This is a genomic window from Candidatus Kuenenia stuttgartiensis (assembly GCF_900232105.1).
GTDB lineage: Bacteria > Planctomycetota > Brocadiia > Brocadiales > Brocadiaceae > Kuenenia > Kuenenia stuttgartiensis_A.
Genome location: NZ_LT934425.1, coordinates 1,137,181 through 1,155,438, shown reverse-complemented (window position 1 = coordinate 1,155,438; position 18,258 = coordinate 1,137,181). Strand labels below are relative to the sequence as shown.

The 18,258-nt window shown below is 41.7% G+C and carries 12 protein-coding genes and 1 pseudogene; 5 read left to right on the top strand and 8 right to left on the bottom strand.

What is annotated here, in order from left to right; all coding sequences use genetic code 11:
- Positions 1-472 precede the first annotated feature (472 nt).
- The 5 genes and pseudogenes from KSMBR1_RS22350 (at position 473) to KSMBR1_RS05295 (ending at position 4,518) form a co-directional block, all read left to right on the top strand.
- Positions 473-943, top strand: a pseudogene (locus tag KSMBR1_RS22350) (HPP family protein).
- A gap of 45 nt (positions 944-988) precedes the next feature.
- A complete protein-coding gene (locus KSMBR1_RS22345; RefSeq protein ID WP_230405754.1) occupies positions 989-2,035 on the top strand; it encodes a cache domain-containing protein in 1,047 nt (348 codons plus the stop codon).
- Positions 2,032-2,778, top strand: coding sequence for a PAS domain-containing protein (locus KSMBR1_RS22340; protein ID WP_230405755.1), 747 nt, complete (start codon positions 2,032-2,034; stop codon positions 2,776-2,778). The genes KSMBR1_RS22345 and KSMBR1_RS22340 overlap by 4 nt, the downstream gene beginning before the upstream one ends.
- A gap of 50 nt (positions 2,779-2,828) precedes the next feature.
- Positions 2,829-3,260, top strand: a complete 432-nt coding sequence (locus tag KSMBR1_RS05300; protein WP_099324388.1) for a hypothetical protein — start codon at positions 2,829-2,831, stop codon at positions 3,258-3,260.
- 355 nt (positions 3,261-3,615) lie between these two features.
- Complete coding sequence (locus KSMBR1_RS05295; protein WP_099324387.1) at positions 3,616-4,518, top strand: formate/nitrite transporter family protein; 903 nt, start codon at positions 3,616-3,618, stop codon at positions 4,516-4,518.
- 458 nt (positions 4,519-4,976) lie between these two features.
- On the opposite strand, the gene KSMBR1_RS05290 is transcribed toward KSMBR1_RS05295, so the two are convergent.
- From KSMBR1_RS05290 to glgB, 8 genes are all read right to left on the bottom strand, one after another.
- Positions 4,977-6,170, bottom strand: a complete 1,194-nt coding sequence (locus tag KSMBR1_RS05290; protein WP_099324386.1) for an outer membrane protein assembly factor BamB — start codon at positions 6,168-6,170, stop codon at positions 4,977-4,979.
- Positions 6,170-6,760 carry an imidazoleglycerol-phosphate dehydratase HisB gene (gene hisB, locus KSMBR1_RS05285; protein ID WP_099324385.1) on the bottom strand — a complete coding sequence of 197 codons (591 nt, stop codon included), beginning with the start codon at positions 6,758-6,760 and terminating at the stop codon, positions 6,170-6,172. Before hisB ends, KSMBR1_RS05290 begins: the two co-directional genes overlap by 1 nt.
- A 289-nt stretch (positions 6,761-7,049) precedes the next feature.
- On the bottom strand, positions 7,050-10,052 hold the full coding sequence (treY, locus tag KSMBR1_RS05280; RefSeq protein WP_099324384.1) for a malto-oligosyltrehalose synthase: 3,003 nt from the start codon (positions 10,050-10,052) through the stop codon (positions 7,050-7,052).
- 1 nt (position 10,053) lies between these two features.
- Positions 10,054-11,553 (bottom strand): 4-alpha-glucanotransferase, encoded by a 1,500-nt coding sequence (gene malQ, locus KSMBR1_RS05275; protein ID WP_099324383.1) that lies wholly within the window; start codon positions 11,551-11,553, stop codon positions 10,054-10,056.
- Between the two features lie 82 nt (positions 11,554-11,635).
- The gene (locus KSMBR1_RS05270; protein ID WP_099324382.1) at positions 11,636-11,965 is read right to left on the bottom strand and encodes a transposase; all 330 of its coding nucleotides are present in this window, start codon (positions 11,963-11,965) and stop codon (positions 11,636-11,638) included.
- 65 nt (positions 11,966-12,030) lie between these two features.
- Positions 12,031-14,460, bottom strand: coding sequence for a DUF3536 domain-containing protein (locus tag KSMBR1_RS05265; protein ID WP_099324381.1), 2,430 nt, complete (start codon positions 14,458-14,460; stop codon positions 12,031-12,033).
- Positions 14,461-14,467: 7 nt separating this feature from the next.
- Entirely contained in the window at positions 14,468-16,291 is a 1,824-nt protein-coding gene (gene treZ / locus KSMBR1_RS05260) for a malto-oligosyltrehalose trehalohydrolase (RefSeq protein WP_099324380.1), read from the bottom strand.
- Positions 16,288-18,234 (bottom strand): 1,4-alpha-glucan branching protein GlgB, encoded by a 1,947-nt coding sequence (gene glgB / locus KSMBR1_RS05255; protein WP_099324379.1) that lies wholly within the window; start codon positions 18,232-18,234, stop codon positions 16,288-16,290. The genes treZ and glgB overlap by 4 nt, the downstream gene beginning before the upstream one ends.
- Positions 18,235-18,258: the final 24 nt, after the last annotated feature.

Sequence of the window (18,258 nt, the reverse complement as noted above, 5' to 3'; positions counted from 1 at the left end):
TATTTTTCGTATATGTCGTATACCGTACAAATGCAAGTCTTGCAATTTACTCTAATAGGTTTGGTATGGCCGTAGTTAATGTTGATGGTTGTTTTGTTTTTATTGATGATACTTGTTCATCTGGGAAAGATTTTGGTAAATTAAGGGCGTGTTAAGAGAGAAAGAGAGAGGGGGACATGATTTTTTCGTTATGCAGGGGTCTTATCCTCATTATTCTGAACAGCGGATAACTCGTGATTGGGGTTGACGGATGAGTTATGCAGCAGGAGTTTTTTGTGCAGAGGAAATGAAACCCTGTAAAATGCTAAGATGGTGAGATGATGGTAATAATATCTGTTGTTGTGCTTGTTTAGCGAATTTTTTTTGCATCTAAAAAATGAGGGAGAGAAAAAAATGTCGCTTTTAGAGACGGTAAAGAAGTTGCCGAAAATGTTGCATTCGGCGATTTCTGCGAGGGAGTTGTGGTTTAGCCTTGTTTGGTGCGATCAAAGGCATAGAGATTACGTCATGGCTTGCGTTTTCTTCAGGATTTTCTATGTTATTAGGCCCTTTTGGTGCGTCTGCGGTGTTGATTTACGAGGCGTATAAAGCCCCCCTGGCGCAGCCTAGAAATGTGATTATGATGCATTTTGCCGGTGCGTGCTCATGGTGTGTGATTTATGATTTGTTTGGCACTAACTGGTATTAGATTTCAATTGGCGTTGCCATTGCGGTCGTACTTATAATGGTAACATGCTCTATTCATCCTCCGGCAGGTGCCATAGCTTATGTAGCAGTACAGTCCGGAGGTTTAGGTTCTGGGGTATATGTACACTTAAACCCCGTTATGGTAGGTGTTATTATTCTGATGATAGTTGTCGTTGTGTTTGATAAACTTGGAAAGCGTGAGTATCCTTCGCACTGGCAGGCAAGGTGGGAAGTGAAAAACGGTTACAGGTTGTAATAGTTATTTTTGGATGTGCAATTTTGTTAAATTATGGAGAAAAAAATGTTTATTTCGATCAGGAATCGACTCATTTTTTTGCTGATTGCATTTACCTTGCTGCCTTTGGTAGTACTGAGGATCGTCGCGTATCCGAAGATGCAGTCCGATGTTGAGAGGGAGTTGGTAAGAAACCTGCAGGGGGTTGAGTCTAAGCAAGAGGATTTGATACGAACATGGATGCGCGAAAGGCAGAAAGACGCTCGTGTGATTGGCGACAGCCCTGTCATTCTTAAGAGTTTGAAAATTACAAAGAAAGACGCAGATTATGCAAGTATTTTATTGTATCTGAACAGGTTAATATCTGAATACGGATACAAAGAAATATTTCTATGCAACAGCAATGGCCTGGTTACCATTTCAACAATGGAAATTATGGTGGGAGGCGATGTTTCCCAAAAAAATTATTTTACGGAGGCTACAAGGGGTAAAACGTTCGTTTCTGAGGTGCACCCTGCTGATATTCCACTTATAAACGAAAATGGTGAAAAAGAAATGGGTGTGCCTACCATGTTTGTTTCGGCACCGGTAAAAGACGAATCAGGCATAATCAACGGGGTAATAGTTTTACGACTTGACATTAACACGTTGAGCGATATGGTCGTAAAAGTTGAATTGGGCACAACGGGTGAGGCATACCTCGTGAACAGAGAAGGGTACATGATCACTGAATCACGGTTTGCCGAAACGCTCAGGGAAATGGGTGTGGTGGAAAAGCGGTGTTCACTGGAACTGAAGGTGGTTGAGCCTGGCACTGATGTGTTGACGTATGGCGTAGCCCAGTGTATTGCAGGCACTGACGGGTTTGACGCAAGGGGATACAAAGATTATAGCGGGGTAACGGTATTGGGTGTGTGGCGATGGATGCCGGATTTCAACTGGGGGCTTATTACAGAAATCGACAAGGATGAAGGGTACGGCGTTGTCTATAATCTTCAGTATGTTGTAAATGCGATTTTGTTGTTTCTTGCGTTTCCCATTATAATCGCGGCAGTTCTTATTGCCCGGCAGCTTACTACTGCGTGCGCACTGGATGAGGAAAAAAAAAAGTGATTGAGTCCGAGCGCCGTTACAGAGAACTGTTTGAGTCTTTGAAAGAGGGTATTTATCAGTCAGAGCCTGAAGTGGAAGGTACATTTACGTTTATCAACAAGGCCGGCGCTGAGATTCTTGGGTTTGACAACCCCGAAGAGGTAATAGGTACAAAAGTTAGAGATATTTATGTGGACTCAGCGAACAGAAGGCTGCTTTGCGAAAAGCTGGAAAAAGAGGGTATGTTGCGTGATTTTACGTCGCTCTTTAAAAGGAAGAATGGGGAGACTTTTTACGCGGAACGTACCAGCACCCTGGTCAGAGATGAAAGAGGCAAGCCTGTTGCTATTCGTGGCGTACTCAGGGATATCACTGAGCGAAAAAAGGCGGAGCTGGATATTATTGAGTCTGAAAAGAGATACAGACTGTTATTAAATTCTTTGAAGGAGGGGATTTTTCAGTGTGAACCCGGCAAGGACGGCGTATTTAAGTGGATTAATCAGGCAGGTGCAGAGATTCTTGGATACAGCTCGCCGGGAGAAGTAGTTGGTTCGCGATTGGCGGATATTTATGTAAACCCTGACGACAGGAAGGAATTGCTGGAAAAATTGGAAGAGGTGGAAGTCTGGAGGGATTTTACCGCTTATTGCAAAAGAAAAAATGGAGAAAAGTTTATTTCTGAAACAACGTGTAATCTTGTCCGTGATGAAAATGGTAAGCCGTTAAGAATTGAAGGTGTATTTAGGGACATAACGGAAAGATAAGCGTTTATATGATAGTAAGAATTTAAATACACTAACGAGGAGTGTAAATTATGGGAAATGAACAGGCAAAGGCAAAGGGTTTTTCGGTAAACGCAAAGACTTTAATAATAATATTGTTATTCATAAACATTGCATTTGCGGCGAAGATGATAAGCAAATATTATTCCATGAAAGACCTTGGTTACCGGAGGGAGAAAACGTTTAAGGAAGAAACGACCAAAAGGGTTATGAAGGCGTTCGCTTCAGTTGAAGAAGCGAATGCGTTGGTAAATGAAATAAAACAACAAAAGGAAGCGGCGGAAAATGCTGCGAAACTGCTTGCTCAGCGGGAGTTGGATCTAAAACGTAAAAACGAGGAGATGAACGATGCAATTGCATTCCTTGAGGCTGAAAAGGCAAAATTGCAGGGAGAAATATGGGCGCTGGAGGACCAGTTGTCGCTTGCAAGGCAGACTATCAGCGATATGAGGAGTGGGAAATAACAGAGTACAAAAGCAATTTGTCCATGCCACCCGGTATAGTTTACACGTGGGTAAAACGAAAACAGAAAAAAAGGACGGACTCGGGATATTTAGGTTTATGCATTCATTGCTTTAATGTCTGTTATTGCAGTGCTGTATTGCGGCAAAAAAACGTACAAGTATTTTGTAGAGGGAATAATGATGTATGAGATGAAAGAGAAAGGAGGTGTTTTAAGGTCGTAAGCAAAGGCAAATAAGGAGTGAATGTATATGGTTACTCAGTTTGGAATGGTGGCAATTTTGGTTGTATTAACGAGGCTTAAGGAGAGGTTTTTAAGATGGTGTTTTCAACATTATTTTAAAGGAGAAAAAATTAATGTTATATACTGGTGCTGTTGATGCAATTGCGGCGGTTTCACTTAAAAAAGCGACTTGCATGAAACATAGCCTTATAGGCTTTTTGACGCTTTCCGTAATGGCAGGTTTTTATATTGGGTTTGGTGTTCTCATTGCATTTATTGTTGCGGCTCCTATCGGAGCAATAAATCCAGGGCTGGGTAAGATTGCTGCCGGAATATTCTTTGGCCTGGCATTGGCGCTCGTAGTTTTTGCCGGTGCTGAACTGTTTACGGGTTATAATCTATTGATTTTTAAAGGTTGCTTTAGAGGTACAGTAACGTTTGGTGATAGTATGTTAGGGTGGTTTTGGACATATATAGGTAATTTGGCAGGTTCAATGTTGTTTGCATTAATGCTTATTCCCACAGGTGTTTTTGCCAAAGATCCATGGTTGTCGTTTTTGCTGAAAGTAGCAACATATAAAATGAATGCGCCATGGTGGGAATTGTTTTTCAGGGGTATTTTTTGTAATTGGCTTGTTTGTCTTGCTGTCTGGAGTAGTTTCAGATGTACGAGCGACTCTGGCAAACTTATTATGATTTGGTGGTGCTTGTTCTGCTTTGTTACTACAGGTATGGAGCATTGTGTTGCAAATATGTCTATTATGACGCTGGCATGTTTATTGCCTCATGACCCTGCTGTTATCAACTTCGGCAAGATGTTCGGATGGAACCTTGTTTCGGTTACCTTGGGTAATATTGTGGGAGGTGGATTCTTTGTAACATTCCTCTATTGGTTTGCTACCTACATGGATGAACGGGGCGCAAAGAGGATGAGTGCTGCCATACAAGGTGGTTCAGGCGCCGGTGAGTTGCCTGGTGCAGGTCAGACATTTGAAGAGATTAAAGATGTAAAAGTGAAGATGAAGATGAAGGCGTAATGTACTACAACGAGTGATTTTTTACGTACATTTATGTTATAAAGTTGCATTTGAGGTATTTAAGGGCCAGCAAGTAAATTATGTTGCTGGCCCTTTTTTTTATCTGAAAACTTCTTCACAGGACTGCATCCCAATATCATTAAGTTAATGATATTGGTTTGTAACCTGAACCAAACGTTTTATACGTTCAATCCCGCCTTTTGTTGGCAGAACAAATGACAAATAAATTCCAAACAAAGATTTTGTGATTTTGGCATTGGAATTTTACCGCATTACATGGCCCCCATTATCTGCATAAACTATAGGTTCAGGTTACAAACCTGGACCCGCCTGGAGTTGCATTTGAGGTATTTAAGGGCCAGCAAGTAAATTATGTTGCTAGCCCTTTTTTTATCTAAAAACTTCTTCACGCCGTCTGTACTGAATTCACCTGTTATAAGCCTGTTTAGTATATACCTTTAGTTACTGGCGTTTTTTTCACCTATAGCATAGAGCTTTCCATCATTGGAACCGATATATACTGTGCCGTCTTTGTCAATGCAGGGCGATGATTCGACCGCATCTCCGGTAGTGATAGACCATTTCAAATTGCTGTTTTGGTCCAATGCGTAAACTTTTTTATCTCCCGATGCGAAATATATAACATTGTCTGATGTAACCGCTGGTGAAGAACGAATTGAGCCTCTTGCCGCATATGTCCATTTCAACTTTCCATCGGGGGTAAATGCATAGAGATTATTATCCCCTGAACCAACGTAAAGGTTTCCTTCCGTATCGATTGCAGCGGATGAATCAATATCATATAAGGTATTGTATGTCCATTTTGCTTGACCATCGGGTTGAAAAACATAAAACTTTGCATCTTCTGACCCTACGCAGATATCACCATTTTGTCTGATTAAGGGGGATGCATCCAGAATATACCGTGTTCCGAAACTCCATGATGCCTTTCCTTCAGACGTCATGGAAAATAAAAAGTAATCCTCAGAGCCGAAGCATACCGTACCATCCGGTGCTATTGCCGGAGATGAAACTATGTGGTCCGCGGTTCGCTGAGTCCATTTTAATTTTCCGTCTGAAGTAATTGCATGTAATTTTTTATCCCAGCATCCAAAATAAATTGTTCCATCCGGCGCTATTGCCGGAGACGAAATAATCCCTCCTTCGGCTGCATATTTCCACAATAAACTCCCGTCGGCATTTAAAGCATAAAGGTTGCCATCCCATGACCCGAACAGAATTGTTCCGTCCTTTCTTACTGCGGGGGAAGATTCAACCTCTCCCTGTGTTTGAAATGTCCACTTTAGTTTGCCGTCCCTGGATACAGCGTAAAGTTTTTTATCCTTAGAGCCAAAGTAAATAACGCCGTCATTTCCAATGCATGGTGAAGAGGTCACAGCTCCTTCTGTTTGAAATGTCCATTTTATCACCGGATTTTGAATGCTTTTATAAGGACTTAATCCGGTACGTTGTAAATTGTGCCGAAACATAGGCCATGGACTATCCGCAAGTTCCGAGCAAAATGATGCAGGTGTGTTTGGCAGGAAGATTATAATGAAAAGGAATGCTATGTAAATAACATAGGAAATGACTTTTCTTGCGAAGCTGCATTCAGGTTTTGAAAAAAACAGAAAAGAACGGCCATGTAACATTAAAGTACTCCTTTCGTTGAAGGTATGCCGGTTATGCGTTCATCAAGGCGGACGGCTTCGCACAATACCTTTGCCATGCCTTTGAACACCGCCTCAGCCATATGGTGGGAATTTGTACCGTAAGAAATATTTATGTGTAAATTAACGCCTGCATTCGTTGTGAATGCTTCAAGAAATTCCCGAATAAGTTCTACATCAAAATTGCCAATCTTTTCATTATGAAAGTTTGCATTAAATACCAGTGCAGACCTTCCGCTTATGTCTATGGCTACATTTGCCAGCGTTTCCTGCATGGGGATACTGGCGTTTGAAAAACGCCGGATTCCTTTTTTGTCGCCCAATGCCTCCTTTATTCCCAGGCCAAGGCATATCCCAATATCTTCAACCGTGTGGTGGCCATCTACCTGAATATCACCATGTGCGGTAATATCCAGATTAAATAAGGCATGTTTGGTTAATAATTCGAGCATGTGGTCCAGGAAACCAATCCCTGTACTAACGTTGCATATTCCTTCTCCGTCAATATTCAAAACCAACTCAATTTGTGTTTCTTTGGTCTTTCTTTCGATTTTTGCAATTCTTTTTTTCATATAAGATGTGTTTATATGTTGAGGATGTTGTAATAAGATAATATAAGATAATGAAATCAGACTGCCAAAGGCAACAAATTTAACTGTTTGGCAACGAGTGAAAATGGTACTAAAAAACGGGTAACACTTTAGTCTTTTGAAACGGAAAATTGTCCTTTGTAGTGCGACGAGGTTCGTCGCACTACATGAATTTAATAGGCTTAGATATTTCAACTGAGGAACGAGCAGCAACCGTTTATAGCAAATGCTCCGCTTATCACAAAGTAGCCAATTATTGTAGAATGAGATTTTAACAAATTCTTTCCATCAGGGCCACCGGAAAGGTGGTAAATATTTCTGAAAGGAATATGCCTTTTGCATTATTATGAATAGTTGTCTTAGCAACCTCTCCTGTAAAAATGTTTTGGTATCCTGCTGCGTTATCTTCAAAAGGGAGGGAAAGAAAGGTATCCTCCCACACGTCCTTTCCAAAGGGCAATTCTTCCGGATGGGAAAGAATTTGCGTCATGAACCGGGGTGCGACGACAATCGCGGTTTTGGTGTTGCTGTTTCTTGCATATGCACATACATTATTTTCTTTTGTTCCCGCAGCCTCAAGGGGCGTATAATTCCCGGTTTCAAACAGTTCTCTGTTCTCTTTCCGGAAGGTAAGCGCCTTGTGGGTAACATACAGTTTTATCAAGCCCTTTTCCCTGTTTCTCATCATATTTGTAATAAGGGCCTGTATTCCGCCGCTTGTTTCCTGCTCTTTTAATTCTTCCAACATGCTCATTCGCAGGCCATAATCAACGGGCATGCGGTTGTCAGGGTCCACGAGGCAAAAACTCCATATTTCATTCCCCTGATAAATATCCGGGACTCCGGGAGAAGTTATCTTAAGCAACGTCTGTGCGATCGAATTATATATGCCGTAATGAGAAATCTCTTCCTGAAACTTTTTAAAATCATGCAAAAAAGCATTATTTTGCTTCCTGTTCATTACGTTGTCAATGAAGTGCATTAATGCCTCTTCATATACCGTATTTGGGTTTATCCAGCTCGTATTTTCCTTTGCCTCGCGTGACGCTTTGAGCATGTATTCCTTAATCCTGTTTTTGAAGATTTCATACCCTGAATCGTCCATTGGTTCAAAAGGCCAGGCGCCAATAAGTGTTTGATAAAATAAATACTCTTCATTTTTGCTAGGGGCGGCTAGGTCTCCTGCAAGATATTTGTGTTTTTTATTGTTTCTGCTCCATTTTATCAGACATTCTCTCCATTTTGCCGGTATTTCGGAGAGGACGTTGATGCGCGCCCTGACGTCTTCGCTTCGTTTGGTATCATGTGTGGAAGTGGCTAACATGGAATGTTGCCATGATTTTGCCCTTTCCGTATTTTGTCCGTGAAAGGCTTCGATTGAAGTCCCAAACCAATCGGGACTGCCGCCAACTTCGTTCAGTGAAATGAGGCGGTTGTATACATAAAAAACAGTATCCTCTACCCCTTTTGCCATAACCGGGCCCGTAATTTGTTGAAATTTCATGGTAAAATTAAGCCATGCTTTTTTGCCTTCCTCGTTAAAATATCCGGGATAATTGTTGAGAAGCACGTCTTTAAGGAAGAAAAAAATCGATTCATTAAGGGCGGGATTTTTTTGCCTTGCTTTAGAAACAGCATGTTCAATATAACGTTTATCCGGTTCGTTTACCTCTGAGGAATGAATGTATGTCCGGTATACGGGAAAACATGCGATTACTTCAATAATTGCGTAGGTCAGGCTATTGAGCGTAAAATCTCTGGTATGCCTGTTTTTTTCAGAGATACGGTTCAGATAGTGCCCCAGTGTGTTGATTTCGCTAGACATTGCCACTTGCATAATGAGCCTCTTTTTTTCATAGACAATCTCATGAAAGTGTATCGTCTCTTTAATAAACCTGGAGTATATTTTGTCAAATTCCTTTGCATTCTTTGTTTCAACAAATATGCCGTTCACCGTGGCAATAAAGTCGTATCCTGTTGTGCCAAAAATCGGCCAGTCTTCCGGTATCCTTTCTGACCTTCCCAGTATTTTTTCTCCCACAATATAGAATGGTTTATAGTGCGGTTCCCTTGCAAGTATCTCATGGTATTGCTTTGTCAGCGCCGCCCTTTCCTCTGATTGTTCATCCTCTGATGCGCGATTATTTTTTGAATTTTTCCCGTTTCCACCAAAAGTAAGGAGATAGCAGTTCTTTTGTAATTCTTTAAAATATTCAGGCGGACAGTATAATCCATCGGGATGATCTACCCGCAGCCCTGTTACTTTACCTTGCCGGATGAGGCGAAACACAAGTTCGTGGGTTTCCCGAAAGACGTCTGGCTCTTCTACCCTGGTTGCTGCGAGTTCGCTTATATCAAAAAACCGCCGGTAATTAATCTCCTCGGTGGCGACTCGCCAGTGGGAAAGCCGGTACACCTGTTTATCCAGCAGATTGTCGAGGAGATCGAAGCTTTCCGTGCCTCCTTTTTGTCCGTTAAACAGCAGCACATTTTTATCGATAAAATTTCGGATCTCCGTGCTTTCGTTGTAAAGGGTGTGGAGTCGTTTTTTAATCACCTCTTTTTCGCGTCGTCGTTCCCTGATTTTTTCTTCTGCTGTTTCCGTGTATGCGGGAAGATGGTCAATAGCGGTTAAAATGCTTAAAAACTCCGTCAGATGAAGGTTTTCCTCCGGTAAGGTTTTTTCTAATTCCTCCAGTCGGTATTTTAAAATCTCCGGATATGTTTGTGGTCGTATGGGGAATTTGTGATGGTAGTAAAGTATAAAAAAAGAGCCGTTTTCAAACGTCAGGGTTAATTCCTGATTATCAAGGACGTTGCCGTATTGATCTCCCAGGACGGGAAGGAGTATTTTATTTTTTAATTCATCCTTTATAGGATCCCAGTCTATATCGAAAAAATTCGCATAACAGGAACTCATCCCGTTTTCCAGCACATCCATCCACCATGCATTTTCTTTATCGGCAATACCCATATGGTTTGGCACCAGATCAAATATGTGCCCCATTCCATAATGCTCAAGCTCGCGGGATAATTCATCCATTTCCTGTTCTGTGCCGATTTCAGGATTCAATGAATGGTTGTCAACGATGTCATACCCGTGAAGGCTGCCCTCCCTGGCCTTCAGGTAAGGAGAACAATATATATCGCTTATGCCCAAAGCATGCAGATAGGCGACTATTTCTTTTGCGTCATGGAAGGTAAAATGTTTATTGAGTTGTAATCTGTAGGTGGCAATAGGTATGCGTGGGGTGCGAAAGTGTGCTTGTATCATATCAGCTCCTACCGTAAATTCCGGTAATTTCTCTAAGTGCATTCGTTACGGATGGCGTGAGCTGTTCGGAAAGCAGTCTCCATGCCCAGTTATTTTCAGTGGTTGCCGGTAAATTCATCCTGGCTTCTTCGTCAAGTTCAAGGATGTCCTGCATAGGAATGATCGCCGTGTTTGCAACGGACATCATTGCTAGTCGTATTAATTCCCGACACACATTTGTTTCGGAAACATCTCTTCCAAGATATTTGAAAAGTTTTTTTCGTGTTTCTTCGTTTGTCTCATTTTTAAACCACCCTTTTATGGTATTGTTGTCATGTGTTCCGGTATATACCACGCAGTTTTTCTCATAATTATGTGGTACATAAGGATTTTTTGCTACATCATCGCCAAAGGCAAACAGGAGAAGTTTCATACCGGGAAATTGAAACATTTGCATAACGAGTTTTACTTCCGGTGTTATGGTGCCGAGGTCCTCTGCAATAAGGGGTAAATTAGGAAAGTGTTTAAAAATGGTGGTAAAAAAGTCTTCAACAGGAGCTTCAACCCATGTGCCATTAATAGCCGTTTCTTCGTGCGCAGGGATCTCCCAATACGCAACGAAACCCCTGAAATGGTCTAATCGGACAATATCAAAGAGCTTCATGTTGTGTTCTATACGTTTGATCCACCACAAAAACTCCGTTTCTTTATGAAAATCCCACGTATAAATAGGGTTTCCCCATTTTTGTCCTGTTTCACTGAAATAATCCGGCGGCACCCCCGCAACGAATGATGGTTGTTTGTTTTCATCTAATTTAAATAATTCCGGATGCGACCAGACATCAGCGCTGTCATACGTAACATAAATAGGAATATCTCCGATTATTTGTATGTTTTTTTTATTGCAGTACTCTTTGAGCTTGTGCCATTGCTTAAAGAATATGTACTGGATAAACCTTTCTTTTTCCGTTCGTTCTTTTAATTTTTCTCTCCATTCAACCATTGCGTCAGGTTTTCTGTGCTTTATTTCCGCAGGCCAGTCGCTCCATACTTTTCCCTGAAAATATTCTTTAAGGGCAATAAATAGTGTGTAATCATCCAGCCAATGAGCGTTCTGTTCGCAGAATAACGGAAAGGCATATTTTTCTTTTTTCTGTATTTGAAAATTTTTATATGCCTTTTGAAGAATGCCTTCCTTATAGACGGTAGTATTTGCGTAATCCGTCCGATTATTCGGCAAGCGTCTGCCGCCTTCAATATCCGGCTTGGCAAGCAGTCCATCTTCCACTAGCATGTCCGGGCTTATTACGATAGGGTTTCCTGCAAAGGCAGAGCAACTGCTATAGGGGCTGTTTCCATAGGGGAGGGATGTGGGATTTAACGGCAGGATTTGCCATAAACACTGCTTCGTTTCTGCCAGGAAGTCGATGAATTTGTAGGCGAATGGCCCAAAATCTCCTATGCCATATGGCGATGGGAGTGATGTTATATGTAGTAATATGCCGCTTCTTCTTTTGTACATAGAGATTGTTTACATTTTAAAAATTATTTCACTTCCGTTCCCAACCGGGAATTGTTATTACGATTTGCTATTTGGTGACACTTTAGAGAGACAACGCATGCGTTGTCTCTACTACGGTTGTGTCGGTGTTGTTGTTATTTCCATTCAAAACCAATATACCATGAACGTGATTGGGCATAACAATAAATGTCCCCAATTCAACATTTGTTGTGTGGTTTTTAATTTCATACCACAATACATTTGCAATTACCCCAACATTAGATAATTGCAGAATGCCATTATTTATTTTATCAAAAAAATATTCTCTGTTTGCCGTGCAAATGGTTATAAAATGTGCGCCTGCCCACCCGTAATTCCAATTTTGTAGCCGGGTAGATGGTATTCGGTATTTATTTTGAAATTTTTCAGCCATTATTTTTTTACAAAATGTTCTTTTGACACAAATTGTAGAGACAACGCATGCGTTGTCTCCACAATCTATGACACCTTCACCCCAAGATAATATCCCAGTTTTTTAAATGCCTCTTCCCATCTTCTAAAACGAGGGTCTTCGGTTAATGACTTTTCTTTCATTGTGTGATAAATGTTTTTTCCGATATGGAAATAAATATTTTGCGCCTCCCACAGGTCCAGCTTTACGGAGAGAGAGTTTAATAGTTTTATCACGGCGTCGATTTCCTCAACAAGACTGATATCGCTTGGTTTCTTTCGTAACCGTTCCATGTGTGAGTTTATCCATACATTTGCCGCAAAGCCAGTGGCATTTTTATCAATGGCAAATGACCAGCGTTTTGCTTCGTTGATGAGGTTTTCAAGTTTTTCAAGATTCATTTCTTCTTCTAGGGAAAAAATATTTATTAAATCTCTATTTACCGTATATTCTGCAGTTAAAAAAAGTGGACGAGGCGGGGGGGTCTGCAGATAATGGAGAAAATTCAGCAAGGAATAATTGTTTTTATAAATCATCCTGAATGAAACTTCTATTTCCTTCATTGTGGATTGCAGGATTTGATCTAAAATCATCCTTTTCCTGTCTGTAAACAGATGCCACAGAGAATAGCTATGGGCGCCAAAATAGTTGTTCATAAGTCTTATAACTTCTGAGATTTCACCTCTGTCAAAAATATTCCCGATCTCCTGAAACATGTGTAATAATTCCTGTTCAGTGGTAAAACATTTTACGCCACCATTTACATTATGGTCGCCTAAATGGAGCGCTGCGAACACTGTCTCCACCTCCTCCCATGTGATGGTTGATACTATATGCATTTTCCCTAAAGCGAGTTTTACTCTCCCCGCGTACCGCTGTTCATATTTTTCGGTTGTTACAGAATAACAATAACTTGGCGCTTTTTCCCGAATATCTTCAAAAAGGGAGGAAATTGCATAGTGGGCGCATACATGAAAAAGGTCTATTTTGCTGGGCATTACAAATAATTCATATATTCTGTCGCCGTTTTCGTATTTTGGCACATTGCTCTTTATGTTTTTTAAAAGCGCACGGTATTCCGTCTCAATGGCGGAGTCTGAAATTTCTTCTGCGAGATGAATTGCCCTTGCGGCATACTTGATAATCTGCACTGTTTCAATGCCGGAAATCTCATCGAAAAACCATCCGCAACTGGTGTACATCAGCATGGCATTCCGCTGTATTTCAAGGAGTTTCAGGATTTTTGTTATTTCTTCTTTTGTAGGCGCCGTAATTGTTTGCTTTTCGATAAAACTGCGAACCGCATTTTCCTTTCTGTTCAGGATAATTTCAATATAGGCATTCCTCGTAACCCATGGGTCTTTAAAATATTTGCCGGCTTCTGCTTCATAAATGGCTGCCAGTTTGTCTCTCAGGGCATTCATAGTAGCCCTAAGAGGTGTGCGCCATTCCTGTGTCCAGCCTGGATGGCTGCCGGAACAACATCCGCAATTATTTTTCCATCTTTCAATTCCGTGAATACAGCTCCATGAAGTATTTTCTTTTATTTCCGCCTCGAATTTTGGCGGATGTTTCTCGAGATACTCCCCATAATTTGTAATTTTCGCCAGATTTTTTGACTCTATATGATATAGGCAGTACGCAAGCGCCATATCCCCTTTAAAATGGTGATGTCCGTATGTTTCGCCATCTGTTGCAATATGCACAAGCTGAGGCCAGTCCCTGTTTTCGGTAAATGCGGAAAGCAATCGAGTTGCGAAATTTTCTCCATTTTCCAGCAAACCGCCAAATGCGAGGTCCTGTGAAATAGGCCCGTCGTAAAAAAAGATGCAAATGCTTCGTCCTGAGGGGAGTCTGCAAAGATAGGGTGTTGTAGGGTCTATTTCCCCGTTTCCCATATCTTTCCAAGCATGGCTCTCCATTCTTTTCATTTTCTGGGCCTGGCGGGGCGCCAGTATGGTGAATTTTATTCCCAGTTCCACCAGTACCTCAAGGGTTTTGGTATTTACGGCAGTTTCCGGAAGCCACATGCCTTCCGCATCTCTTCCGAATCTTGATTGAAAATCCCTTAGTCCCCATATAACCTGCGTATACTTGTCTCTTTTATTGGCAAGTGGCATGATCATGTGGTTGTATATTTGAGCCAAAGCTGAGCCATGCCCGGAAAAATGTTCACGGCTCAATTTGTCAGCTTCAAGAATTGCCTGGTAAACGCCTGGTTTATGCTTTTCCATCCATGAAAGCAGGGTAGGGCCGAAGTTAAAGCTTATCTTTGAATATATATTTACGATATCTACTATTCTTCCGTCAACGTCGAGAATGCTCGAAGCAGCATTCGGTGCATAACACTCGGCGGTTATTCTCTCATTCCAGTCATGATAGGGATATGCCGAATCCTGAAGTTCCACATCTTCCAGCCAGGGATTTTCTCTTGGCGGTTGATAAAAATGGCCGTGAATACAAATATATCTTTCCATAAATAGATCATTCCTTTATAAACGTAATAAAACTGTGTTTTCTCAGAGTGATTTGATTAAATTGCCCTGTTTTTTCTGTTAACAATGAGCCGGGACCGTCCCACATCTCATCTGATGAATCAACAAGCTTTTTCCAGTGATTTTCCTGAAGGGGAAGTTTCACGGACACTTCACTATCGCTAAAATTAAATACGGTAAAAGAGTTATCCACTCCCTCTCCTCTTTGCAAAAACACGACCTTTTCATCCTCAAGGCCGTACACGGAAAGTTTGTTCTTATCCTGATTCGCGAAGGCAGGAATTGTTTTCCTCAAATGTATTAAATGTTTATAAAAATCCAGCAATACTTTATGATGTCCCTGTCTCTTTTTTCCCCAGTTTAATTTTGATGTTAAAAAGGTTTCACTGTCCTGCGGGTCAGGCGGTTCGCCCTGCCATTGAAAATCATGAAACTCATGCTTTCTTCCGCGCCTTACCGCTTCTATTAAAGGAACATCCGAGTGGCTGACAAAATAGAGAAAAGGCGCTTCTTCGCCATATTCTTCTCCCATGAACAAAAGCGGTATATAAGGGGAAAGAAGTATTACACCGGCCGCAAGTTTTAACGCCTCGAACGAAACCAATGTTGATAACCGTTCCCCAAGCATCCGATTGCCTATTTGATCATGATTTTGCGAAAAGACGACAAATTGCGATGGCGGACAATTTTTCGAAGAGTTACCATGACGTCGTTTCCTGAATGGAGAGTATTCTCCTGAATAAGCAAACCCTTCTCCGAGAGATTTTACCAGATGTTTCGTTTCACCGAAATCGCAATAATATCCTGTGATCTCTCCGGTAAGGAGTGTGTGCAGGGAATGGTGCAAATCATCGCACCACTGGGAATCTATCCCATAACCGCCGGTTTCTTTTATCCGCGTTATTTTTGTATCATTCAGGTTGCTTTCTGCAATTAAATAATAGGTTTTCTTTTTTTGAACGGAGAGTTCTGCCGTTTTCTCCTTCAATTCTTCTAAAATATGTTTTGCCCCCATATCGTAAATACCGTGAATGGCATCAAGCCGCAAGGCGTCGATATGATAATTTTCAAACCAGAATAGCGCGTTCTGAAGAAAGAATGAACGAACCTCGTCACTGTAAGCGTCATCAAAGTTTATGGCCTTTCCCCATGGAGTGTGGTATTTATCGGTAAAATACGGGCCGTATTCCGCAAGATAATTTCCCTCCGGGCCAAGATGATTATATACGACGTCAAGAATTACCGAGATGCCATGTTTGTGGCATTCATTGACAAGCCTCATAAGGCCTTCCGGCCCACCATACAAATTTTGCACGGCAAAGAGATAGGCGCCGTCATATCCCCAGTTCCTTTCCCCGGGAAATTGCGCAACGGGCATCAATTCAATGGCATTAACGCCTAACTCTTTTAAGGAGTTTAATCTTGGAAGTATTGCGTCAAATGTGCCCTGGGGAGTAAATGTACCGACATGGAGTTCATAGATTATTAATTGTGAAAGTTCTATCCCTTTCCATTTACTATCTTTCCATTTGAAGGAGTCGAATTCCACCACCTGTGAATATTGATGCACTCCGGCAGGCTGAAAATATGAAGCCGGGTCGGGCCTGTCTGTTTTTTCCCCGAGCTGATAAAAATAACAGGCGCCCGGATATACATCTTCAACACAAGCCTTCCAATAGCCTTTTTCATCTTTTTTCATAGGGAGCAGTCTTTCGTCGGGTGAAATGAGTTTTACCGCAACGCTTTTAAGAAAAGGCGCCCACACCACAAATTCGCACGTTCCGTTCCCGAGATAATGTGCGCCAATCCTCATTTGTCATCCATTTCTCTTTTAAAAAAAACTATACCAAGCGGAGGCAGTGTTAGTGCAATCGAATAATATCTGCCATGTGAAGGCAGCGGACTTGCCTCTACTCCGCCTAAATTTCCGTGTCCGCTTCCATTATAATGTTTTGCATCGCTGTTCAATACCTCTTTCCAGAATCCGCCATATGGAACTCCAATACGATAGTTGTATCTTGGCACAGGGGTAAAATTGCAGACCACCAGAATCTGATCCTTTACGGTCTTTCCCTTTCGCAGGAAACTTATGATGTTGCGGTCCAGATCGTGGAAATCGACCCACTCGAAGCCCGTATATTCAAAATCAATTTCGTACAATACGGGTTCATTTCTGTAAAAGCGGTTGAGGTCTTTAACCCATTCCTGCATCCCTTTGTGTATCGGGTATTGCAGGAGATGCCAGCTCAGGCTTTCTTCGTGATACCATTCTTTTGTCTGCCCGAATTCACCTCCCATAAAGAGTAATTTCTTTCCCGGGTGTCCGAACATGTAACCAAATAACAACCGGAGATTTGCAAACTTTTGCCACTCATCACCCGGCATGCGGTACAATAACGACCCTTTCCCATGCACAACCTCATCGTGTGAAAGCGGGAGGACAAAGTTTTCTGTAAAGGCATACAGTATGCTAAAGGTAATTTGATTCATGTGGTATTTCCGGTAAATGGGGTCGATTGAGAAATATTTTAATGTGTCGTGCATCCATCCCATATTCCATTTCATTCCGAATCCAAGCCCCCCTACATACGTTGGCCTTGAAACCATGGGCCATGCAGTGGATTCTTCTGCGATGGTCTGAACATCGGGGTAAAAATGATATATTGTCTCGTTGCATTTTTTCAAAAAACTGACGGCTTCAATATTTTCCCTGCCGCCGTATTTGTTTGGTATCCATTCTCCCTCTTTCCTTGAGTAATCAAGATACAGCATTGAGGCAACGGCGTCCACTCTTAATCCGTCAATATGGTATTTATCCAGCCAAAAAAGGGCATTGCTCACGAGGAAATTTTGTACTTCATTCCTGCCGTAATTGAAAATATAACTTGTCCAGTCCGGATGAAACCCCTTCCTCGGATCGGCGTGTTCATAAAGATGTGTGCCGTCAAAGTAAACAAGGCCATGTTCATCGGAGGGAAAATGTGATGGCACCCAGTCGAGAATGACTCCAATTTCGTTCTGGTGCAGATAATCAACCAGATACATAAAATCCTGCGGGGTTCCGTATCTGCCCGTTGGGGAAAAAAAACCTGTTATCTGATATCCCCATGAACCATAAAAAGGGTGTTCCATGACAGGGAGTAATTCGACATGTGTAAATCCCGTCTCTTTTACATATTCCGCGAGATATGGCGCCATTTCACGGTAAGTCAGGAATCTGTTTCCATCCTCCGGAATCCGCCTCCACGAACCCAAATGGATTTCATATACGGACAAGGGGGCATTGATATTATTTTTCCCTGACCGTTCCTTCATCCATGCCTGATCGCCCCACGTGTATGTTAAATCCCTCACTATAGAAGCGCTGTTAGGGGGAGTTTCGCCGTAGAAGGCAAATGGGTCTCTTTTATCAACACGGTAATTGTTGTATCGTGAACGAATATGGTAGCGATAGATTGTTCCTTCGCCTATGCCGGGAACAAATCCTTCCCAGATACCTGAACTGTCTTCTCTCGCCCTGAGATGATGCGATGTCTTGTTCCAGTTGTTAAAGTCGCCTATTACGGATACCTTTTCGGCATTTGGCGCCCATACGGCAAAGTAAACGCCTTTCACATTATTAAATGTTATAAGATGCGAGCCGAGTTTTTCATAGAGATGAAAATGGTTTCCTTCTTTAAACAGATATATGTCGTGGTCTGTTAAAAGACTTTTGCTGGTATTAACCGTTTCACAGGTTTTATTTTTTTCTGTCATCATTTGTTTGTTTCCAAAAGTTGT